Origin of the sequence: Citrobacter sp. Cy070 (assembly GCF_030332245.1) — a bacterium.
Lineage (GTDB): Bacteria > Pseudomonadota > Gammaproteobacteria > Enterobacterales > Enterobacteriaceae > Citrobacter > Citrobacter youngae.
The window spans coordinates 115,054-137,990 of record NZ_JAOWIG010000091.1 but is presented as its reverse complement, the minus strand read 5'-3'; the positions used below and the strand labels follow the sequence as shown (position 1 = coordinate 137,990).

Below are 22,937 nucleotides of genomic sequence, written 5' to 3'. Positions count from 1 at the left end.
TGATCATTTACATTCAATAAAGGTTCTCTTATGTTGCCACGGAATAACCAAAGGCCATTTATTCTTTCAGCCCTGACATTATGCATGTCCGGCGCCGCTTTTGCAGCTACCTCTCCAGCACACGCTTCTACGTCCGACGAAGACACGGTGATCGTCACGGCTAACCGCACAGAAAGTAGTCTTTGGGATAGCCCGGCAACCATCCAGGTTATCGATCGTCAGACGCTGCAAAATTCCACCAACGTTTCTATTGCTGATGATTTACAAGATATTCCCGGCGTCGAAGTCACCGATAACGCCCTCGCAGGGCGGAAACAAATTCGTATCCGTGGCGAAGCCTCTTCGCGGGTGCTGATTTTGATCGACGGCCAGGTCGTCAGTTACCAACGTGCCGGACAAAACTACGGAGCCGGTTTGCTGATTGACGAATCCGCGCTGGAACGGATTGAAGTGGTCAAAGGTCCCTATTCTGTCCTCTACGGTTCGCAGGCGATTGGCGGCGTCGTGAACTTTATTACCAAAAAAGGCGGCGATAAGCCCCTCGGCGGCAGCGTTAAGGCTGTTTATAACTCCGCAACGGCAGGATGGGAAGAATCAGCAGCGGCCTGGGGCAGCATCGGAAACTTTGACTACCGCATCAATGGCAGCTATTCCGACCAGGGCGACCGCGACACACCTGACGGAAGATTGCCCGACACCAATTTCCGTAATAACGGCCAGGGCGTGTGGCTTGGTTACAACTTCGATCGCCACAAAATCGGACTCTCCCTCGATCGTTACAAACTGTCCACTCAAACCTGGTTTGACGATCCGGAAGGCCAGTTCGACGACTTTAGCGTCAAAATACCTAAGCTGGAACGCGAGAAAATCGGTCTTTTCTACGACTACGCGGCCGATGGGGATTACCTGAAGAGCATCCATGTTGACGCATACACCCAGACAATAGAGCGCAAATTTGAAAACCGGGTCAAAACGACCCAGGTTATCCCCAGCCCGATGATTAAAGCGCTGACGGTCAGCAATCAGACCAATACCAACGACAAACAGTATACCCAGGGGGTAACGCTACAGAGCAACTTCTCCCTGCCTGCTAACAACGAGCTGGTGATTGGCGCTCAGTACCAGCATGACAAAATAAAACAGGACACGGACGGCAGCACGCGCCAGACCGCGGCTACCGGCTTCTTCGATACACAAACACGCACCCTGTCATACAACGAAGCGGAGCAAAGTAACACCTCGTTATTCGCGCAAAACGACTGGCGCTTTGCCGATGACTGGACGTGGACCGTGGGCGCACGCCAGTACTGGCTGTCCTCGAAACTCAATCGCAACGATACGCAAACTATCCAAAGCAGCGGTACGACCTGGCAATCCACCGGGGGAAATTCCGTTCACGATGATGAACTGGTGACCTCAACCAGCCTACGCTATTCCGGTTTTAAAGATCTTGAACTCCGGGCTGCATATGCCCAGGGCTATGTCTTCCCTACGCTGACTCAGTTGTTCACACAGACGTCCGCAGGTGGCAGCGTGACCTACGGCAACCCAAATCTGAAGGCGGAACACTCGAATAACTATGAGCTGGGCGCGCGGTATAAAGGGAATATGTGGCTGATAGACGGTGCCATTTATTACTCCGAAGCTAAAGACTATATCGCCAGTCTGGCTTGTTCAGGTCAACCCGTATGCAGCGGTAATACCACCTCTTCACGGGGCGGCTATTACTACTACGACAACATCGATCGGGCCAAAACCTGGGGCATGGAACTCACCGCAGAATACAACGGCTGGGCGGTATCACCTTACCTGAGCGGTAATCTTATTCGCCGTCAGTACGAAGGCAATACCCTTAAAACCTGGGATACCGGCGAACCTACGCTGACCGGGCGCGTCGGCCTGAAACATACCTGGTTGATGAACGTCGCTAACCTGACGTCCGATGTCTTTATCCGCGCGGCGTCCAGCGCCAAAGATAATACCGGCACCACGGAAATCAACTACCCAGGCTGGGCCACGCTTAACCTTGCATTCAACGCCGAGTTCGGTCCGCAGGATCAGTATCAGGTCAACCTCGCGCTCAACAACCTGACCGACAAGCGTTACAGAACCGCGCATGAATCTATTCCAGACGCTGGTTTCAATGCCGCCGTTGGCTTTGCGTGGAATTTCTGACGATGAAAAATCTCTTGATTGGCTTACTGAGCCTCGCCTGCGTTTTTAGTGCCCAATCCGCCAACCGCCTGGTGGTGGCGGGCGGATCGCTTAGCGAACTGATTTACGCCATGGGTGTCGGCAACCGGGTGGTCGGCGTCGATGAAACCACCTCGTATCCGCCCGAAACTGCCGCACTCCCGCATATCGGCTACTGGAAGCAGTTAAACAGCGAGGGCATTTTATCGCTGCATCCGGACAGCTTTATCACCTGGCAGGATGCAGGCCCTCAAATCGTGTTGGATCAGCTGCGGGCGCAAAAAGTTAACGTCGTGACGTTGCCGCGCGTCCCGGCCACCGTTGAGCAGATGTACGCCAACATTCGGGAACTGGCTCAAACCCTGCGCATTCCCGAACAAGGTGAGACGTTGATCGATCGCATTCGTCAACGTCTGGATCGCGTTCAGCACAGCGTGGCAGCAAAAAACGCGCCGGTCAAAGCCATGTTCATTCTCTCCGCTGGCGGCAGCGCGCCACAGGTCGCCGGCAAGGGTAGCGTTGCCGATGCCATTATGACCCTTGCGGGCGCACAAAATGTCGCCACTCACGCGCAGTACAAAAGCTACAGCGCGGAATCGCTGATCGCCGCCAACCCAGAGGTGATCGTGGTGACGTCACAAATGGTGGATGGTGGTCTGGCTCGTCTGAGCGCAATAGCCGGTATTACCCACACTGCGGCCTGGAAAAACCAGCGCATTGTGGCGGTAGACCAGGCGCTGATTCTGGGTATGGGGCCGCGCGTCGCCGATGCGGTTGAAGCCCTGCACCAGCAATTCTGGCCTCACTAACTGGATTTATAAAGAACAATGAAAACTGAACACTCGCTGGATCTCACCGCGCATTTTGCGCTCGAGGGAAGTCAGCCATTTAAGGATCGCCGCGCCACGATGCCCTGGCGTGGGGCGATCCCGGTTGCCAAAGAGCTATTGTCACAAACCTGGCAGGAGGTCATCAGCCAGCCAACCCCACCGCGGAAACGGTTGGTGTACTTGCATATCCCTTTTTGTGCAACACATTGTACTTTCTGCGGTTTTTATCAAAACCGCTTTGAAGAGGATCACTGCGCCCGCTACACCAACGCGCTATTACGCGAAATAGAGATGGAAGCCGATAGCGCATTACATCAGTCGGCCCCGATTCACGCCGTCTATTTTGGCGGCGGTACACCGTCTGCGCTGTCAGCACGGGATCTGGCCAGAATCATCACCGCACTACGTGACAAGCTACCTCTGGCGCCGGACTGCGAAATCACTATTGAGGGGCGGGTACTCAATTTTGACGATGCGCGAATAGATGCCTGCCTTGACGCTGGCGCCAATCGATTTTCGATCGGTATTCAGTCTTTTAACAGCCGGATCCGCAAGAAAATGGCGCGCACTTCGGACGGCCCGACCGCGACGGCCTTTATGCAGGGACTGGTAAAACGGGATCGTGCCGCCGTGGTGTGCGATCTGCTGTTTGGTCTGCCAGGACAGGACGCAAAGGTGTGGGGCGAGGATCTGGCGATTGCTCGCGACATCGGCCTCGACGGTGTAGATCTTTATGCGCTGAACCTGATCCCTAATACACCGCTTGGCAAAGCGGTTGAAACCGGGCGCACAACCGTTCCCTCTCCTGCCGAACGCCGCGATCTCTATCTTCAGGGCTGCGATTTTATGGACAGCGCGGGCTGGCGCTGCATCAGTAACAGCCACTGGGCGAGAACGACGCGGGAACGCAATCTGTACAACCTGCTGATTAAACAGGGAGCAGACTGTCTGGCATTCGGCTCTGGCGCAGGAGGGTCAGTCAATGGCTATTCCTGGATGGTCGAGCGCAACCTGACCACATGGCATGAATCCATCGCCGCCGGAAAAAAACCGCTCATGATGATGATGCGTACCGCCGAGCGTGGTTTCCAGTGGCGACACACCCTCCAGGCCGGTATTGAAACGGCCCGCGTCCCGCTGGATGAACTGACGCCTCATGCACAAAAACTGGCCCCGCTACTGACCCAGTGGCATCACGCAGGACTGACGCGAGATGCCAGTACCTGTTTGCGCCTGACCAATGAAGGGCGTTTTTGGGCGAGCAATATTTTGCAGTCTCTTGATGAACTGATTCAAACACTTAACGCGCCGCGCATTGCGGTAGAGCAACCATAAAAGGAGTGAAGTATGAGCCATGTCTCTTTACAGGATTTTTTGAAAACTGAGCCGGACGGTACGCTGGAAGCTATCGCAGCCCAGTACAACACCACGCTGCTGGAGGTGGTGAAAAACCTCCCCTCCCCGACGCTGGTTTCCGGCAGTCAATTTGATACCGTCTGGGAAACCGTCAGCGAATGGGGCAAAGTCACCACCCTGGTCCATACTGCTGATGTCATACTGGAATTCACGGGTGAATTACCTTCAGGATTCCACCGCCACGGTTACTTCAACCTGCGCGGCAAAAAAGGCATGACCGGTCATATCAAGGCAGAAAACTGCACGCATATCGCCCTGATTGAACGCAAATTTATGGGCATGGACACCGCGTCTATTCTCTTCTTTAACCAGGCGGGTAGCGCTATGTTCAAAATTTTCCTCGGTCGGGATGAGCATCGTCAGCTACTGGCCGACCAGGTCAGCGCCTTTCACGCGCTGTCTTCATCCTTAAAGGAACATGCCTGATGGCTCCATGGCTCATTTTTGGTGCGGGTGGTAGCGGCGTCGGCGCGAAAACGCTGGCACTCGCACTGGCGGAACAACGTCCGGTGATTGCCGTCGTTCGCAACGCGCAGGTCGCTGCCGGGTTGCAGGAAAAAGGAGTGCAGGTCTTCATTGGCGACGCCTGCGACAGCCAGGTCACCGCCTGTGCCTGTCGCGCAGCGGGTCAACATGCCACGGTGATCTCCTCCATGGGCGGTGCCGAGGATTATCTGGCGCACAGAACCGTCATTGATGAAGCAGAAAAAGCGGAGATCAAACGCATGATTCTGGTGACTTCGCTTGGCTGTGGCGACAGTTGGCCCTTTTTATCCCCACGCGCCAGGGCCGCATTTGGTCAGGCTGTACGGGAAAAATCGTTGGCTGAAAGCTGGCTACAAACCAGTCAACTGGACTACGCCATTCTCCGCCCCGGCGGTTTACTGAACGGTGCAGCCACAGGTCAGGCGCAACGGATACAGGCCGAGGAGTGCCATGGTTTTGTGATGCGCGCAGATGTTGCCAGGCACATTCACGAACTGGCTACAGCTCCGTCACTCAATAACCAGATTTACAGTTTGGTTGAGCCAGGACTGAAACCCGCGTAAACCCCTCGCGGCGCGGGAACTTCGCGCCGCAAAGACGTTATGGAGCGTTGCGTGCTTAAGGACTCGCTTTCTTCCGTCAGCATTCTGACGGGTCTTTCTCTGTTGTTGGTCGCTCTGATGCTCTTCGGAGCCAGCCAGGGGGCGCTGAACATTAGCTTCAGCGCGCTGTTCAACGACGAATACCGTGACATCTGGTTGAACATCCGCCTGCCCCGCGTGTTGCTGGCCGTTCTGGTAGGCGCAGCGCTGGCAACGGCAGGGGTTATCATGCAGGGGCTTTTTCGCAATCCGATGGCCGATCCTGGCCTGCTTGGCGTCAGTAGCGGCTCCGCGCTGATGGTCGGCATCGCGATAGTTATCCCCTTTTCGTTTCCCGTGGTGTTGGTGCTGTATGAGCAGATGATTTTTGCCGTCGCGGGCAGCATGGTGGTCTGCACGATTATTTTCCTGATAAGCCAGCGTCATAGCCACGGCGGAATGATGCAACTGCTGTTAGCCGGTATCGCTATCAATGCTCTGTGCGGTTCAGCTATTGGCGTGCTGAGCTATGTGGGCGATGAGCAGCAGCTACGTCAACTTACGCTGTGGATGATGGGCAATCTCGGCCAGGCCCAGTGGCCAACGCTGCTGGTTGCCAGTACCTTTGTTCTTCCAGCCATTGCTGTCACCGTCTGTATGGCGGGCACGCTTAATTTGCTGCAATTGGGTGATGAAGAGGCGCATTACCTCGGCGTGAACGTCAAACGTAAGCGCCAGCAGTTACTGTTGCTCAGCTCGCTACTGGTTGGTGCTGCAGTTTCCGTCAGCGGCGTAATTGGCTTTATAGGCCTGGTGATCCCGCATCTGATTAGAATGACTACCGGCGCCGATCATCGCTGGTTGATTCCCTGCTCTACGCTGGCGGGCGCCTGTCTACTCCTGATTGCCGATACGCTGGCCCGCACTCTGGTGCAGCCTGCCGAAATGCCCGTTGGTCTGTTAACCAGCCTGATCGGAGGACCGTATTTTCTGTGGTTAATCCTGCGTAGCCGGAGGGTGTCATGATCGTCGCTGAAAATCTGGTCTACCACATTCAGGGCAGACGATTGACCGACGATGTTTCCCTGACGCTACCCCAAGGAGAGATCGTCGCGATCCTTGGCCCGAATGGCGCCGGGAAATCGACGCTGCTACGCCAGCTCACAGGTTATCTGCAACCTCACAGTGGGCGCTGTAGCTTATTCGGCAAGCCACTAGACGAGTGGTCAATCACCGAGCTGGCAAAAACCCGTGCCGTGATGCGCCAGAACAGTCATATGGCCTTCCCGTTTAGCGTTCAGGAGGTCATTCGCATGGGCAGGCATCCGTATCGCACGCGCAATACGGGCGATGAAACGGAACACATCATGACGTTGTGCGACTGCCAGGCGCTGGCCGCGCGCGATTATCGGCATCTGTCGGGAGGAGAACAACAGCGGGTACAGTTGGCACGTCTGCTGGTTCAGCTTTGGGAGCCCGAACCTGTGCCAAAATGGTTGTTTCTCGATGAACCCACCTCCGCTCTGGATATTCACCACCAGCAGCACCTTTTTCGTCTGCTGCGTCGTCTGGTGCGTGAACGGCAGTTTAGCGTCTGCTGCGTCCTGCACGATCTCAACCTCGCAGCGCGTTATGCCGACCGCGTGGTATTGATGGAACGCGGCAGGATTGTTGATAACGGGTATCCGCAGGATGTCCTGAAGCAACGGGCACTGAACGCGCTGTACGGTGCCGATCTCACGGTCATAAATGAACCGGAGCATCGAACGCCGCTTATCGTCCTCAATCAATAACAGACCGGGAACGCTCTGAGGTGACGTTCCCGTTTTTCCCCTTCGCCCCTTTTTTCATCTTTTCTAAAAACACCCTTGACCTTCCCCTTGCTGGAAGGTTTAACCTTTATCACAGTCAGTTAAACCTGCAATGAAGGAGTTGGTTATGTCTCAAACAATCGATCTAACCCTGGACGGTTTGTCCTGTGGTCACTGCGTAAAACGCGTTAAAGAAAGTCTGGAACAACGTCCGGATGTTGAGCAAGCGGATGTCACCGTGACAGAGGCCCATGTTACCGGGAGCGCCAGCGCAGAAGCGCTGATTGAAACCATCAAACAAGCCGGTTACGGCGCGGAGTTAAGCCACCCAAAGGCTAAACCGCTGACGGAGTCATCAATCCCGTCGGAAGCACTGGCAGCGGTCCCTTCCGAGCTTCCGGCAGCTACGGCTGATGATGACAGCCAACAGTTGCTGTTAAACGGCATGAGCTGCGCCAGTTGTGTGACCCGTGTACAAAATGCATTGCAAAGCGTACCGGGCGTCACCCAGGCACGGGTAAACCTGGCGGAACGCACTGCGCTGGTAATGGGCAGTGCCTCCGCCGCAGATTTAGTCCAGGCGGTGGAAAAAGCCGGCTATGGCGCGGAAGCGATCGAAGACGACGCTAAGCGTCGCGAACGCCAGCAGGAAACCGCCGTGGCAACCATGAAGCGTTTTCGCTGGCAGGCAGCCGTCGCGCTGCTGCTGGGTATCCCGGTCATGGTATGGGGAATGATTGGCGATAACATGATGGTGAGTGCCGACAACCGTAGCCTGTGGCTGGTAATTGGTCTGGCAACACTCGCCGTGATGGTTTTCGCGGGCGGTCACTTTTACCGCAATGCGTGGAAAAGCCTGATGAACGGCACCGCGACCATGGATACATTGGTCGCACTGGGCACGGGGGTGGCATGGCTTTATTCCATGAGCGTCAACCTCTGGCCGCAATGGTTCCCGATGGAAGCGCGACACCTCTATTATGAAGCCAGCGCCATGATTATCGGTCTGATTAACCTCGGACACATGCTGGAAGCGCGGGCTCGCCAGCGCTCGTCCAAAGCGCTGGAAAAACTGCTCGATCTGACGCCGCCGACCGCACGCGTCGTTACTGACGAAGGTGAAAAGAACGTACCGCTGGCAGACGTTCAGGCCGGAATGTTACTGCGCCTGACCACCGGCGACCGCGTTCCGGTCGATGGCGAAATTACCCAGGGCGAAGCCTGGCTGGATGAAGCGATGCTGACCGGTGAGCCGATTCCGCAACAAAAAGGCGAAGGCGATAGCGTCCACGCCGGTACGGTCGTCCAGGACGGCAGCGTCCTGTTCCGCGCCAGCGCTGTTGGCAGCCACACCACGCTATCGCGCATTATTCGCATGGTGCGTCAGGCGCAAAGCAGTAAGCCCGAGATTGGTAAGCTGGCCGACCGTATTTCCTCGGTGTTCGTTCCGGTGGTGGTGGTGATCGCGCTGGTGAGTGCCGCTATCTGGTATTTCTTTGGCCCGGCGCCACAAATTGTTTATACGCTGGTCATCGCCACCACCGTCCTGATTATTGCCTGCCCGTGTGCGTTGGGTCTGGCAACGCCGATGTCGATTATTTCCGGCGTGGGGCGTGCCGCTGAGTTTGGGGTACTGGTACGTGATGCCGATGCGCTGCAGCGCGCCAGCACGCTTGATACCGTCGTCTTTGACAAGACCGGGACGCTGACCGAAGGTAAACCGCAGGTTGTCGCCATCAAAACGTTTGGCAACACCGAGGAAGCGCTGGCAATTCGTCTGGCAGCGGCCCTTGAACAGGGTTCCAGCCACCCGCTGGCCAGAGCGATTCTGGACAAAGCAGGCGATGTCTCGCTGCCGCAGGTCAACGGTTTCCGTACGCTGCGCGGGTTAGGCGTCAGCGGCGAGACCGAAGGTCATACGCTGCTGCTGGGCAACCAGGCACTGCTCAATGAACAGCAGGTAGATACCACTGAAATGGAAGCTGAAATCACCGCTCAGGCTTCCCAGGGTTCAACCCCGGTGCTGTTGGCGATTGATGGTAAAGCAGCGGCGCTGTTAGCGGTGCGTGATCCACTGCGTAGCGACAGCGTGGCAGCGCTCCAGCGCCTGCACCGCGCCGGGTATCGTTTGGTGATGCTGACCGGCGACAACCCAACAACCGCCAACGCCATTGCCAAAGAGGCGGGTATTGATGAGGTGATTGCGGGCGTTCTGCCGGACGGTAAGGCCGAGGCGATCAAGCGTCTGCAGAGCCAGGGGCGCCAGGTCGCCATGGTCGGCGACGGTATCAATGATGCACCTGCGCTGGCGCAGGCCGATGTAGGGATTGCCATGGGCGGTGGCAGCGATGTGGCGATTGAAACCGCTGCGATCACGCTGATGCGTCATAGCCTGATGGGCGTTGCGGATGCGCTGTCTATCTCCCGGGCAACGCTGCGCAATATGAAGCAGAACCTGCTCGGCGCATTTATCTACAACAGCATCGGCATCCCTGTTGCCGCTGGGATCCTGTGGCCGTTCACCGGCACGCTGCTCAACCCGGTAGTCGCCGGGGCGGCGATGGCGCTTTCTTCCATCACCGTGGTGAGCAACGCGAACCGACTGCTGCGCTTCAAACCTAAAGAGTAACCCTTTGCCGGATGGCGCTATCAACTGCGCCATCCGGCAATTCACACATTGCGACTTTTCCGACCACGCGCTAGCATGGTTCTCCACTTAGGGAGGTCGTATGGATTTGTTATACCGGGTAAAAGCATTATGGTCTGCACTGCGCGGTAACCATTATACCTGGCCGGCCATCGATATCTCTTTGCCTGGCAACCGCCATTTTCATCTGATTGGCAGTATTCATATGGGTAGCCGGGGTATGGCCCCTCTGCCTGCCAGGTTACTGAAAAAACTCAGCCACGCTGACGCACTGATTGTCGAAGCCGATGTCTCCGGTGACGATACTCCGTTTGCCAATCTTCCGGCCTTTGCCACGCTGGAAGAACGCATCAGCGAAGAGCAATTGCGCAATCTGCAAAAAGTTTCTGCAGATCTTGGTATTTCCCCTTCCCTGTTTTCGACTCAACCCCTGTGGCAAATAGCCATGATCTTACAAGCCACGCAGGCGCAACAGCTGGGATTACGGGCGGAATATGGCATTGACTACCAACTGCTCAAAGCGGCTAAACAGGCGCAAAAAACCATTATTGAACTGGAAGGCGCCTCCAGCCAAATCGACCTGTTATGTCAATTGCCTGATAACGGTTTGGCTTTGCTTGACGATACCCTGGCGCACTGGCACACCAACGCCAGGTTGCTGCAACAAATGATGGGCTGGTGGCTTGAATCACCACCACAAAATAGCGCACTCACGTTACCCAACACATTCAGCCAGTCATTATATGACGTATTAATGCACCAGCGTAATGAGGCATGGCGGGACAAACTCAAGGCAATGCCTGCAGGCCACTATGTGGTCGCAGTGGGCGCACTGCATCTGTATGGAGAGGGAAATTTACCGGAGATGATGCGATAAAAAAATGGCCAATATTTCTATTGGCCCGTCAAAGAGGAATTTCATCATTATTATTATGCCGACGCTTAAAGCATCGGTGTAGGTCGATTGTCGCTCAAAGTCATCATCCTGCCAATACTATTGCGCAAGATGGTACTATTTTTTCCACCGCCATCAGGCGTATGCTTATGGCGTATTTTGTCTGGGCCAGGAAAAATTGCTATGACACCCGCCGTTAAACTACTCGAAAAAAACAAAATTTCTTTTCAGATCCACACCTACGATCACGATCCGTCCGAGACCAACTTTGGCGACGAAGTGGTCCGTAAATTAGGACTGAATGCGGATCAGGTCTACAAAACGCTGCTGGTTGCCGTGAATGGCGATATGAAACATCTGGCGGTTGCCGTCACACCGGTAGCCGGTCAACTGGATCTCAAAAAGGTTGCCAAAGCTTTGGGCGCCAAAAAGGTCGATATGGCCGACCCCATGGTCGCGCAACGCACTACCGGCTATCTGGTAGGCGGTATCAGCCCGTTGGGGCAGAAAAAAAGATTGCCGACGCTCATCGACGCGCCAGCCCAAACGTTTGACACCATTTATGTTTCCGGCGGCAAACGCGGGCTGGATATCGAACTGGCAGCGAGCGATCTGGCGAAAATTCTGGATGCGAAATTCGCCGATATCGCCCGCCGGGATTAAGTATCTGTAGGCCGGAGAAGGTGCCAGCACCGCCATCCGGCACTCCGCCCTGTTACTGCCAGGTAACTTCGCCCTTCGGCTCATACGCACCGACATCCAGCGGTGAGTTCTTCTGCACGTACTCCTTCAGCACTTCCGCATCAATAAATCCGGTATTCACATAGCCTGGTTTGTTATCAATACGCGGATAGCCATCACCGCCGGTGGCGTTGAAGCTCAGCGTTGCCATACGATAGGTTTTGGCTGGGTCAACGGGCTCGCCTTTGATTTTCAAATCGTTAAGCTTGCCGTCTTTCGCCACAAAGCTGACGTTGGCAAACTGCGGATAGGCCCCGGAGTCCGGCTTCATTTGCGCCACTGCGGTCAGATAGTCAATCACCTCTTTCCCGCTCATATCGGCATACACCACGATGTTGCCAAACGGCTGTACCTTCAGCACGCTCTTATAGGTGATATCGCCGCCTTCGATGGAGTCACGGATACCGCCGCCGCTCATCACGCCAAAATCAGCGCTGGTTCGCGCCATTTGCGCAGTCAGCAGCAGATGTCCCATGTTGGTCTGCACGAAACGGACTTTGCTTCGATCGCCTTCGAGGCGCGCATTGACGCTACCGATTTTCACGTCGAGCTGCGCTTTACCTTTATTCTGGAACGGCGTCAGCAGCGAAAGCATTTGCTGATTTTCAACAATCTCCGGAGTGTAGAGTACGCGCTCACTTTTACCGTTGTCCCAGGTCACTTTTTTCTTCAGGTTGACTGGAATGAGCTGGTAGTTAACCATTTTCATTTCGCCGTTACGGAACTCAAAGTCCGCCCGGCCCACGTATTTCCCCCACTCGTGTGCCTGTACAATCCAGATCCCATTTTGCTTATCTGGCGCACACGGCGTACCCGGTACGTAATCAACCTGCTTCTTGTTCTCTGAAGCCATACACACCGGATCCTGCGAGTGGCCACCGACAATCATCGCCAGCGAACCTGCTGGCAGGCTGCGCGCCATTTCGACATCGCCAGGGGCGTTCGAGCCGTGGTTGCCGTTGTCATAATGTCCCATATGGGTGGTCGCGATAATGATGTCTGGCTTTTCACCCATATTCAGTTCCTGAATAACCAGTTTGGCTTCATCAGCAGGTTTACGGAACTCAATATCGGTAAAGAACTCGGGGTTGCCTATTTTTGCCGTATCGTCGGTGGTTAAACCGAGTACGGCAATTTTTAAATCCTGGCGCTTAAAGATGGCCCACGGCTTAAATAAACGCTCGCCGGTGCTTTTCTGATAGATATTGGCCGAGAGAAACGGGAATTTGGACCATTTTTCCTGCTGGCGCAAGACGGTCAGCGGATTATCAAACTCGTGGTTACCGACCGCCATCGCGTCATAGCCAATCAGGTTCATGCCGCGAAAATCAGGTTCCGCATCCTGCAGATCGGACTCCGGTACGCCGGTATTAATATCACCGCCGGAAAGCAGCAGTACGCTGCCCCCTTCCTCAGCCACCTCTTTACGAATACCGTCCACCAGCGTTTTTTGCGCCGCCAGCCCATATTCTCCGTATTCGCTGCGCCAGAAGTGACCGTGATGATCGTTGGTATGCAGAATGGTAATTTTATAGGTTTTATCTTTTTCGTACGCCTGTGCAGGCTGACCTGCCAGCGCAAATGCGGCTAATAGCGCCAGCGCCACGCCCCGTTTCAAAAACGTCATATTTCTCTCCCTGAGCCAAAATCAACGACTGAAATTACAATGATATAAAATAATAGTCGAAAATGTTTTCAGAAATGAGACTTCCTTCAAACACCTTCCGCAGGTATGTTAGTCAGGTAATAATAACAAAATAGATTACCCTCATAATCGCAACCCAAACAGAAGTGACTTTCTATGGCAATAAGTGAACCAACCCAGCCAGTGGCTGGCGCGTCAGCGTCGGTTGCTAAAGCACGCACCTCATTTGGCATTTTAGGGGCAATCAGCCTCTCCCATCTGCTCAACGATATGATCCAGTCGCTGATTCTGGCGATTTATCCACTTTTGCAGTCAGAGTTCTCGCTGACGTTTATGCAGATAGGGATGATTACCCTGACCTTCCAGCTCGCCTCCTCGCTGCTGCAACCGGTGGTGGGTTACTGGACGGACAAATACCCGATGCCGTGGTCGCTGCCCATTGGGATGTGTTTCACGCTGAGCGGGCTTGTTTTGCTGGCCATGGCCGGCAGCTTCCATATGGTGCTGCTCGCCGCGGCGCTGGTTGGTACCGGCTCTTCGGTATTTCACCCGGAATCGTCCCGCGTGGCGCGTATGGCCTCCGGTGGTCGCCACGGCCTTGCCCAGTCGATTTTCCAGGTTGGCGGCAACTTCGGTAGCTCTCTGGGGCCATTGCTGGCGGCTGTCATCATCGCGCCATATGGTAAAGGTAATGTGGCCTGGTTTGTGCTGGCTGCGCTATTAGCGATTGTCGTCCTGGCACAAATCAGCCGTTGGTATGCCGCGCAGCATCGGATGAGTAAAGGAAAGCCGAAGGTCGCTATCGTTAATCCGTTGCCGCGTAATAAAGTGGTTCTGGCGGTAAGCATTCTGCTGGTGCTGATTTTCTCCAAATACTTCTATATGGCGAGCATTAGCAGCTATTACACCTTTTATCTGATGCAAAAATTCGGATTATCGGTACAAAATGCCCAGTTTCATCTGTTTGCCTTCCTGTTTGCCGTCGCGGCCGGGACGGTGATTGGCGGACCATTAGGCGATAAAATTGGCAGAAAATATGTTATTTGGGGGTCTATCCTCGGCGTTGCGCCATTTACCCTTGTTTTACCCTACGCGACGCTGGAATGGACCGGGATTTTAACCGTGATCATTGGTTTTATCCTCGCATCGGCCTTTTCTGCCATTCTGGTCTACGCACAGGAGCTGCTTCCTGGGCGTATCGGCATGGTTTCTGGGCTATTTTTCGGTTTTGCCTTCGGCATGGGTGGCTTGGGAGCCGCGGTGTTAGGGCTGATTGCCGACCATACCAGCATCGATTTGGTCTACAAAATATGTGCTTTCCTGCCACTTCTGGGGATACTGACCATATTCTTACCTGATAACCGACATAAAGCCTGATTTTCTGACGGCCAAAGGTAAACTTTGGTCGTCATCACTTACAGCGGCCATCAGCGTTTGCCTCAAACATCCCCCCGTAGTTTTCCGATCCGTGCTTTTTTTCCTTTAAAATCCTGTTTTCATCAAAATTCAATAATTATTCATCAACATAAACATCAAAATTGTCATAAACTATTACTCGGAATTTGGGTTTTCAGGATCAACACAGCAACCAAAGGAGACGGAATGCATCACGCCACCCCGCTTATCACCACCATTGTCGGCGGCCTTGTGCTCGCTTTTATATTAGGCATGATTGCCAATAAACTACGTATTTCTCCTCTGGTGGGATATCTGTTAGCGGGCGTTCTGGCCGGTCCATTTACACCTGGTTTTGTTGCTGATACCAAGCTCGCGCCTGAACTGGCCGAGCTTGGCGTGATCCTGTTGATGTTCGGCGTCGGGCTGCACTTTTCGTTGAAGGATTTGATGGCGGTAAAGTCTATCGCCATTCCCGGCGCGATTGCCCAGATAGCAGTGGCAACACTGCTGGGTATGGCGCTTTCAGCCGTATTAGGCTGGTCGCTGATGGTCGGTATCGTCTTTGGTCTGTGTCTTTCAACCGCCAGTACCGTAGTGCTACTGCGTGCACTTGAAGAACGGCAGCTCATTGACAGTCAGCGCGGGCAAATCGCCATTGGCTGGCTGATTGTCGAAGATTTGATGATGGTGCTGACGCTGGTTCTCCTGCCAGCCGTCGCCGGAATGCTGGAAAAAGAAGATGTCGGCTTTGCCTCGCTCGCCGTCGATATGGGCATTACCATCGGTAAGGTGGTGGCGTTTATCGCGATTATGATGCTGGTGGGGCGACGCCTGGTACCGTGGATCATGGCCCGCAGCGCCGCAACCGGGTCACGCGAGCTATTTACCCTGTCAGTTCTCGCCCTTGCCTTAGGTATCGCCTTTGGCGCAGTGGAACTGTTCGATGTCTCCTTTGCGCTGGGCGCATTCTTCGCTGGTATGGTGTTGAATGAATCGGAACTGAGCCACCGTGCGGCGCATGACACCCTGCCGCTGCGCGATGCGTTCGCCGTACTGTTCTTCGTTTCCGTCGGGATGCTGTTCGATCCGTTAGTCCTGATCCAACAGCCGCTGGCAGTGCTGGGTACGCTGGCGATTATCATCTTTGGTAAATCCCTTGCCGCCTATTTCCTGGTGCGCATGTTTGGTCACTCCCAACGCACGGCGCTCACCATTGCCACCAGCCTGGCACAGATTGGTGAGTTTGCCTTTATCCTGGCGGGTCTGGGAATGGCGTTAAACCTGCTGCCGCAGGCCGGACAGAATCTGGTGCTGGCAGGGGCAATCCTGTCCATCATGCTCAACCCGGTGCTGTTCGCGGTGTTAGAAAAATATCTCGCCAAAACCGAAACGCTGGAAGAGCAGACGCTGGAAGAAGCCATCGAAGAAGAGAAGCAAATTCCGGTGGATATCTGCAATCACGCCCTGCTGGTCGGTTTTGGTCGCGTCGGCAGCCTGCTGGGTGAGAAATTGATGGCTGCGGGGATCCCGTTGGTGGTTATCGAAACCTCACGTACCCGGGTGGATGAACTGCGCGAGCGTGGGATCCGCGCTGTGCTGGGCAACGCCGCCAACGAAGAGATTATGAATCTGGCGCATCTGGATTGCGCACGCTGGCTGCTGCTGACCATTCCAAATGGCTATGAAGCGGGTGAAATTGTTGCTTCCGCGCGTGAGAAGTGCCCGTCGATTGAGATTATCGCCCGCGCGCATTATGACGATGAGGTGGAATATATTACCGAGCGCGGTGCCAATCAGGTGGTCATGGGTGAGCGTGAAATCGCCCGCACCATGCTGGAGCTGATTGAAACGCCGCCTGCCGGTGAAGTTGCTACTGCCAGTTAATGTTACGTGCCGGATGGCGGCGTAAAACGCCTTATCCGGCCCACATATTGCTACGCGTAGGCCCGATAAGCGTAGCGCCATCGGGCAAGAACTCAGCGATCCCAGTACGACTCTTCGAGGCTGTCTTCACGTTCCGGCAAACCCCGCGTCAGACGCGGGGAATGCTGGTTCAGCACCTGATAACTCACGCGATTAGCATATTTACATACCTGGGCTAATGACGAATAGGTCAGCCAGGTGAACTTGTGCTTGCTGGAGTTAGGCACGTTACTGCGGTGGTAGCTGTTAGCGGTAATATCATGCAGCAATGCCGCCAGTGCGCCGTCGCCAGCACCGTTGGTATTCATGATCTTTTCTGGCCCGCCCATATACGGTGCGATGTGCGAATACACACGCAGCGGATGAGTACAGTCTTTATGGCGCATGGCGCGACTAAACTCGTACTGGTTGAATTCGGCAATCGCCCCTGGCAGCAGTGGATGCTGAGTTTTGCGTTTCGCCTCTTCTTCAGTAAAGCCGGCCATATACAGACCTGCCGGACCCGCAGTACACAGCACCAGATCCACCCAGTCCAGCGCCTTGTCAGACGCCAGCAGCGGATCGTTCTCGCCGGTCAGCGCTTCGGCTTCTTCTTCGTTCATCGCCAGAATAGAGACATTCTCTTTCAGGAATGTCTGCCACCACTGCGGGTTATCCGCAATAACGAATTTGGTCCCCAGCGTCAGTACCACCGGCACGTTGTGCTTTTTGGCAAATTCAATCGCCTTCATGGTCGCTTCCGGCATCGGTTCGCCCGGCTTACAGCGCACCAGATAGGAGGTCAGCACCAGCGCGGAAGCCCCGGCAATGACTGATTCAGGGATGCTATCCGCGCGCAGTTGGTTCATGTGACCGGGGCTGATGGCAAATGTGCGTTCGCCGGATTCACCAATCAGCGTAAAGCAGCGGCCAATAGGGCCATCTACACCCTGTAGATAGTTCAAATCGGTGCGGCTGGAGGTGTTGCATAAATAGCGATACGCGTAGCTACCAATTTCGATATTACTGCACATCACCCCCAACAGTACCGAACGGTCATCTGCCAGCACGGAGTAGTTATGCATAGTGTTACCGATGGTGCCACCTGCAAACTGATGGGTGATCAGGTTTTCGCGTACCAGCTCCTGGTAGAGCGCTTCCGCAACATCATCTTCAATCACCAGAGAGTGCCCGGCGCTTAATCCATAACGTTTTACAAAATCATCATCAACTTTGGCTTCAATATCTACCAGCGTCTGGTCGATACCGACAACCCAGGCTGCGCTGGTTTCATTTTCTGGCTGAATTTGTTGCAGCAACGGATCGCGCGCGCTGACGGGGAAATAGTGTTTGGATTTACGTTTACCGGGAAATTTCATGGTCGATTTTACGGGTGGTTAACTGAGCGATGCATGGTAGCACATTCCCTGCTGCGCATGCGATGCGGCGCTGAGTTTCAATATCGGACGGTGAGATCGCAGTTTATCCGGGATTAATTTCTACAATAACTCACCTTCACAAGGAGCGTTTTATGAAGCCGGAAAACAAAATCCCCGTACTCGACAAAATTTCGGATGAAATGAAAAGCGTGGTGAATTTTCATCGCGACGATTTGCCACCGTGGCCCGCTGCCGATGACTTTGTGGCCCAGCGCCAACACTACATTCATGAGCGGCAGCTGTGGAATGCCGATGCCCCGCAGATGCATACCCGCGAATGCGTGATTTCTACCGCGTGCGGCCCCGTTGCCACACGCATCTACGCTCCGCAGCCCCAAAGCCAGGCGACGCTGTATTACCTGCACGGCGGCGGTTTTATTCTCGGTAATCTGGATACCCACGATCGCATTATGCGTTTACTGGCGCACTACACCCAGTGCACAGTTATTGGCATCGACTATTCGCTGTCGCCGGAAGCGCGCTACCCACAAGCCATCGAAGAGATCGTCGCCGTTTGCCAGTACTATCATCAACATGCTGGCGACTATTCCCTCAATATCAATACGATAGGTTTTGCCGGCGATTCCGCCGGAGCGATGCTGGCGCTCGCCAGTGCGTTGTGGCTGCGAGATAAAAACATTGCCTGCGGCAAAGTCGCTGGCGTGCTGTTGTGGTATGGCCTTTACGGGCTGCAGGATTCACTGAGCCGACGGCTGATGGGCGGCGCGTGGGATGGTTTAACCCGCGAGGATTTGCAGATGTATGAAAACGCGTACCTACGTAGCGCGGACGATCGCGAGTCACCGTACTATTGCCTGTTTAATAACGATCTGACGCGCGACCTACCGCCGTGTTTTATCGCCGGTGCGGAGTTCGATCCGCTGATCGACGATAGCCGCTTATTATTCCAGACGTTACAGGCGCATCAGCAGCCCTGCCAGTACAAAATGTATCCCGGTACGCTGCACGCCTTCCTGCACTATTCGCGGATGATGAAAACCGCCGATGAAGCTCTGCAGGACGGCGCGCATTTCTTTAAGCAACAGTTTTAGCGGTAGGCTTCGGTCAGTTTCACCATCATTTCAATATGCTCCGGCGCGGCATTCAGCGCCGGAATATATTCATATTGCTTACCACCCGCTTCAAGGAAAATCTCCCGGTTTTGCACCGCTATCTCTTCCAGCGTTTCGAGGCAATCAGCCGCGAAGCCCGGACACATAACCTGGATATGTCGGGTTCCTTTCTCCGCCAGCATTTTTAGCGTTTCGTCGGTATACGGTGTCAGCCATGGTTCGCGGCCAAAGCGAGACTGGAAGGTCATCATGACTTTTTCCGGCGGCAGGCCAAGCGCTGAAACCAGCTCACGCGTCGTATCGCGACAGCGCTGCGGGTAGTCATCGCCTTCATCGGCGTAGCGCTGCGGAATACCGTGATAGGAGAGCAGCAGTAAATCAGGTTCGCCATGTTGAGCGAATGAATCCCGGGCACTCTTGGCCAGCGCATCAATGTAGCTGCTGTCATCAGCGTAATCGCGAATAAATGAGACGCCAGGAATACCGCGTTTACGCGCTAAAATGCGCGCCAGCTCGTCCCAGACTGCCGCCACTGTCGAACAGGAATATTGCGGGTACAGCGGTAACACCACCATGTGTTCTACTCCGCTTGCCAGCAGTTCATCGACCGCGCTTTCGAGCGACGGCGAACCGTAGCTCATCCCCAGTGCAACAGGCGTATCAGGCAGACGTTGTGCCAGCGCCTGCTGTTGCGCCTTGCTGTAGACCATCAGCGGGGAACCGTCTTCCATCCAGATTGATTGGTACAGCTTTGCTACACGCGGCGCTCGCAGCGGCAAAATCACACCGCGCAGCAACGGCCACCACAGTGCGGGGGACGTATCGACGACGCGTGGATCGCTTAAAAACTGGCGCAGGTAGCGCTTAACGGCTTCGGGGGTTGGGGCATCGGGAGTGCCGAGGTTTGCCAGCAGGATACCGGTTTTCGTCTGACGCATTACCGCCTCTTATCGATTCAAATTGTTGATAATTGTAGCGGAAAAGCGGTAAAGAAGAACTAATTGCTGTGAGAGGTAAGACGAGAATTTGCCTGATGGCGCTGCGCTTATCAGGCCTACGAGATAATGGCAGGCCTGATAAGAGGTTTATTACGCGAAAAAATTAACCGAGGATTTTTTCCAGCGCTGCGCGAACGTCAGCCACGGCCTGAGTGCCGTCAACTTTCGCGTATTTGGTGTTACCCGCCTGCGCTTCTTTAGAGTAGTAGCCGATCAGCGGCGCGGTCATCTGATGGTATTCCACCAGGCGCTTGCGTACGGTCTCTTCCTGATCGTCTTTACGGGTGGTCAGCTCTTCGCCGGTCACGTCGTCTTTGCCTTCAACCTTAGGCGGGTTGAATTTGATGTGGTAAACGCGGCCAGAAGCAGCGTGTACGCGACGACCCACGATACGGTCAACGATCAGTTCGTCAGGTACGTCAAACTCCAGAACGTAGTCCACGTTGATGCCCGCTTCTTTCATGGCGTCTGCCTGCGGAATAGTACGCGGGAAGCCATCAAGCAGGAAACCATTACGGCAGTCTTCCTGAGCAATACGCTCTTTTACCAGCGCGATCACCAGCTCATCAGTCACCAGCTTACCGGCGTCCATGATGTCTTTCGCTTGTTTGCCCAGCTCGGAGCCAGATTTCACGGCGGCACGCAGCATATCACCGGTGGAGATTTGCGGAATACCATACTTCTCCATGATGAACTGAGCCTGAGTTCCTTTACCCGCGCCCGGAGCGCCAAGCAGAATGATACGCATTACGAAAATCCCCTTAAAGGTTGTCGATATTTTTTAAAAAGCGCTAAACGATACCACCATCACGCAATTGGCTCAAGGAAGCCACCCGCGCTGAAACGGTTAATGATGGAAAATTGAGTTCAGAAGGCGAAAAAAAGCCGGATGGCGGTGTAAACACCGTATCCGGCCTACTATTACGAGATACTGTAGGCCGGATAAGCGCTAGCGCCATCCGGCATTACATTACGGGTATCAGGACACCAGCAACTGGTTCATGCGACGGATGAACTGGTTCGGATCTTCCAGCGTGCCGCGCTCAGCGAACAGCGCCTGATCCAGCAGCAGTTCGACCCACTCTTTAAACTGCGCTTCATCCTGGGTATCCGCCGTGCGTTTTACCAGCACGTGGTCCGGGTTCAGTTCAAAGATATATTTCACTTCCGGTACGGCCTGGCCCGCAGCGGCAAACAGTTTCGCCATCTGGGTGCTCATTTCATCCGCATCGGTGGTAACGATGGCTGGCGTGTCGGTCAGACGGTGAGTCAGACGCACTTCTTTTACGCGATCGCCCAGCAAGGTTTTCACGCGCTCAACAAACGGCGTCAGCGCTTTTTCCGCTTCTTTTGCCGATTCGTCAACTTCATCTGCCAGTTTGTCGATGGACTCGTCGGCTTTCGCCACGGACTGGAACGGTTTGCCATCGAACTCGGTCAGGTAGTTCATCATCCACTCATCGATGCGGTCAGAAAGCAGCAACACTTCGATGCCTTTCTTACGCAGCAGTTCCAGGTGCGGGCTGCTCTTCGCCGCCGCATAGCTGTCTGCAGTGATGTAGTAGATTTTCTCCTGCCCTTCTTTCATCCGCGCAACGTAGTCTTCCAGAGATACGGTCTGTGCGGAAGAGTCAGTGTGCGTAGACGCGAAGCGCATCAGTTTGGCGATGGTTTCCTGGTTGGCATGGTCTTCCGCCGGGCCTTCTTTCAGCACCAGACCGAACTGTTTCCAGAAGGTCTGGTATTTTTCCGCGTCGTCTTTCGCCAGTTTTTCCAGCATCTGCAGTACGCGTTTGGTCAGCGCGCTACGCAGGTTACGGGTGACGGTGCTGTCCTGCAGGATCTCACGGGAGACGTTCAGCGGCAGATCGTTGGAATCTATCAGACCGCGCACAAAGCGCAGGTAGTTCGGCATGAACTGCTCGGCGTCATCCATGATGAATACACGCTGGACGTAAAGTTTCAGACCATGCTTGTGATCGCGGTTCCACATATCCCACGGCGCCTGCGACGGGATGTACAGCAGGCTGGTGTACTCCTGCTTACCTTCCACACGGTTGTGGCTCCAGGTCAGCGGGTCAGTGAAGTCGTGGGCGATGTGTTTGTAGAATTCGTTGTACTCGTCGTCTTTGATTTCCGACTTGTTACGGGTCCACAGCGCCTGCGCCTTGTTGATCTTTTCCCAGGAAACCACGGTCTCGCCGTCTTTCTCTTCGGATTTTTCGATCTCTACCGGCAGCGCGATATGGTCGGAATATTTGCTGATGATGGAACGTACGCGCCAGTCATCGAGGAACTCGTCTTCGCCTTCGCGCAGATGCAGTGTGATTTCGGTGCCGCGATCGTCTTTGGTGATGTCGGCTACGGTGTACTCACCCTCGCCTGCAGACTCCCAGAACACGCCGTTTTCCGGTTTATCACCCGCAGCACGGGTACGCACGGTGACTTTGTCCGCCACGATGAAGGCTGAGTAGAAGCCAACCCCGAACTGGCCGATCAACTGGCTGTCTTTCGCCTGATCGGAGCCCATGGATTCGAGGAAAGATTTGGTGCCGGATTTCGCAATGGTCCCCAGATGATCGATAACGTCATCACGGTTCATCCCCACGCCGTTATCGGCAATGGTCAACGTACGCTTATCTTTATCGAAGGAAACACGCACACGCAGCTCACCGTCACCTTCATACAGGTCCGGGTTAGACAGTGCGCGGAAACGCAGCTTGTCTGCCGCATCCGAGGCGTTAGAGATAAGCTCACGCAGGAAGATTTCTTTATTGGAATACAGAGAATGGATCATCAGGTGCAGAAGCTGTTTTACTTCTGACTGAAAACCACGAGTTTCTTGTCCTTTCATGTAGATCTACCTCAACAATGCCATTTTC

Annotated in this window: 18 protein-coding genes; 13 read left to right on the top strand and 5 right to left on the bottom strand. The window is 54.6% G+C overall.

Annotated elements, in window-relative coordinates; translation table 11 throughout:
- Nucleotides 1–30: 30 nt before the first annotated feature.
- From OGY19_RS22545 to ybaK, 10 genes are all read left to right on the top strand, one after another.
- On the top strand, nucleotides 31–2,175 hold the full coding sequence (locus tag OGY19_RS22545; RefSeq protein WP_115600817.1) for a TonB-dependent receptor plug domain-containing protein: 2,145 nt from the start codon (nucleotides 31–33) through the stop codon (nucleotides 2,173–2,175).
- 2 nt (nucleotides 2,176–2,177) lie between these two features.
- Nucleotides 2,178–3,002, top strand: a complete 825-nt coding sequence (locus OGY19_RS22540; protein ID WP_115600818.1) for a heme/hemin ABC transporter substrate-binding protein — start codon at nucleotides 2,178–2,180, stop codon at nucleotides 3,000–3,002.
- A gap of 18 nt (nucleotides 3,003–3,020) precedes the next feature.
- Nucleotides 3,021–4,358: a heme anaerobic degradation radical SAM methyltransferase ChuW/HutW gene (gene hutW / locus OGY19_RS22535; protein ID WP_115600819.1), complete on the top strand. Its 1,338-nt coding sequence runs from the start codon at nucleotides 3,021–3,023 to the stop codon at nucleotides 4,356–4,358.
- 12 nt (nucleotides 4,359–4,370) lie between these two features.
- Nucleotides 4,371–4,865: a heme utilization cystosolic carrier protein HutX gene (hutX, locus tag OGY19_RS22530; RefSeq protein ID WP_003847520.1), complete on the top strand. Its 495-nt coding sequence runs from the start codon at nucleotides 4,371–4,373 to the stop codon at nucleotides 4,863–4,865.
- Nucleotides 4,865–5,488, top strand: a complete 624-nt coding sequence (chuY, locus tag OGY19_RS22525) for an anaerobilin reductase (RefSeq protein ID WP_048212395.1) — start codon at nucleotides 4,865–4,867, stop codon at nucleotides 5,486–5,488. Before hutX ends, chuY begins: the two co-directional genes overlap by 1 nt.
- A 51-nt stretch (nucleotides 5,489–5,539) precedes the next feature.
- The gene (locus OGY19_RS22520; RefSeq protein WP_003021806.1) at nucleotides 5,540–6,532 is read left to right on the top strand and encodes a FecCD family ABC transporter permease; all 993 of its coding nucleotides are present in this window, start codon (nucleotides 5,540–5,542) and stop codon (nucleotides 6,530–6,532) included.
- Nucleotides 6,529–7,299, top strand: a complete 771-nt coding sequence (locus tag OGY19_RS22515) for a heme ABC transporter ATP-binding protein (protein WP_115600820.1) — start codon at nucleotides 6,529–6,531, stop codon at nucleotides 7,297–7,299. Before OGY19_RS22520 ends, OGY19_RS22515 begins: the two co-directional genes overlap by 4 nt.
- Before the next feature lie 145 nt (nucleotides 7,300–7,444).
- Nucleotides 7,445–9,946 carry a copper-exporting P-type ATPase CopA gene (gene copA, locus OGY19_RS22510; RefSeq protein WP_115600821.1) on the top strand — a complete coding sequence of 834 codons (2,502 nt, stop codon included), beginning with the start codon at nucleotides 7,445–7,447 and terminating at the stop codon, nucleotides 9,944–9,946.
- Nucleotides 9,947–10,046: 100 nt separating this feature from the next.
- Nucleotides 10,047–10,841, top strand: a complete 795-nt coding sequence (locus OGY19_RS22505) for a TraB/GumN family protein (RefSeq protein ID WP_115600822.1) — start codon at nucleotides 10,047–10,049, stop codon at nucleotides 10,839–10,841.
- A 201-nt stretch (nucleotides 10,842–11,042) separates the two neighbouring features.
- Nucleotides 11,043–11,522, top strand: a complete 480-nt coding sequence (gene ybaK / locus OGY19_RS22500; protein WP_003021794.1) for a Cys-tRNA(Pro)/Cys-tRNA(Cys) deacylase YbaK — start codon at nucleotides 11,043–11,045, stop codon at nucleotides 11,520–11,522.
- Nucleotides 11,523–11,574: 52 nt separating this feature from the next.
- Here ybaK and ushA read toward each other — a convergent pair whose 3' ends face one another.
- Nucleotides 11,575–13,227 (bottom strand): bifunctional UDP-sugar hydrolase/5'-nucleotidase UshA, encoded by a 1,653-nt coding sequence (ushA, locus tag OGY19_RS22495; RefSeq protein WP_115600823.1) that lies wholly within the window; start codon nucleotides 13,225–13,227, stop codon nucleotides 11,575–11,577.
- A gap of 174 nt (nucleotides 13,228–13,401) precedes the next feature.
- Between ushA and fsr the strand changes: the two genes are divergently transcribed.
- Nucleotides 13,402–14,622 carry a fosmidomycin MFS transporter gene (fsr, locus tag OGY19_RS22490; protein ID WP_003021788.1) on the top strand — a complete coding sequence of 407 codons (1,221 nt, stop codon included), beginning with the start codon at nucleotides 13,402–13,404 and terminating at the stop codon, nucleotides 14,620–14,622.
- Nucleotides 14,623–14,847: 225 nt separating this feature from the next.
- Nucleotides 14,848–16,527, top strand: coding sequence for a YbaL family putative K(+) efflux transporter (gene ybaL / locus OGY19_RS22485; protein WP_003835904.1), 1,680 nt, complete (start codon nucleotides 14,848–14,850; stop codon nucleotides 16,525–16,527).
- 92 nt (nucleotides 16,528–16,619) lie between these two features.
- Here the strand turns inward: ybaL and gsk are convergent, their stop codons facing one another.
- Nucleotides 16,620–17,924 (bottom strand): inosine/guanosine kinase, encoded by a 1,305-nt coding sequence (gene gsk, locus OGY19_RS22480; RefSeq protein ID WP_048212401.1) that lies wholly within the window; start codon nucleotides 17,922–17,924, stop codon nucleotides 16,620–16,622.
- A gap of 152 nt (nucleotides 17,925–18,076) precedes the next feature.
- Here gsk and aes point away from each other — a divergent pair, with 152 nt between their 5' ends.
- Entirely contained in the window at nucleotides 18,077–19,036 is a 960-nt protein-coding gene (gene aes / locus OGY19_RS22475) for an acetyl esterase (protein WP_115600824.1), read from the top strand.
- Here aes and hemH read toward each other — a convergent pair.
- The 3 genes from hemH to htpG form a co-directional block, all read right to left on the bottom strand.
- Nucleotides 19,033–19,995 carry a ferrochelatase gene (hemH, locus tag OGY19_RS22470; protein WP_048212403.1) on the bottom strand — a complete coding sequence of 321 codons (963 nt, stop codon included), beginning with the start codon at nucleotides 19,993–19,995 and terminating at the stop codon, nucleotides 19,033–19,035. The genes aes and hemH overlap by 4 nt on opposite strands.
- Nucleotides 19,996–20,158: 163 nt before the next feature.
- A complete protein-coding gene (adk, locus tag OGY19_RS22465) occupies nucleotides 20,159–20,803 on the bottom strand; it encodes an adenylate kinase (RefSeq protein ID WP_003021773.1) in 645 nt (214 codons plus the stop codon).
- Nucleotides 20,804–21,034: 231 nt separating this feature from the next.
- Nucleotides 21,035–22,909 carry a molecular chaperone HtpG gene (gene htpG / locus OGY19_RS22460; RefSeq protein ID WP_115600825.1) on the bottom strand — a complete coding sequence of 625 codons (1,875 nt, stop codon included), beginning with the start codon at nucleotides 22,907–22,909 and terminating at the stop codon, nucleotides 21,035–21,037.
- Nucleotides 22,910–22,937 lie beyond the last annotated feature (28 nt).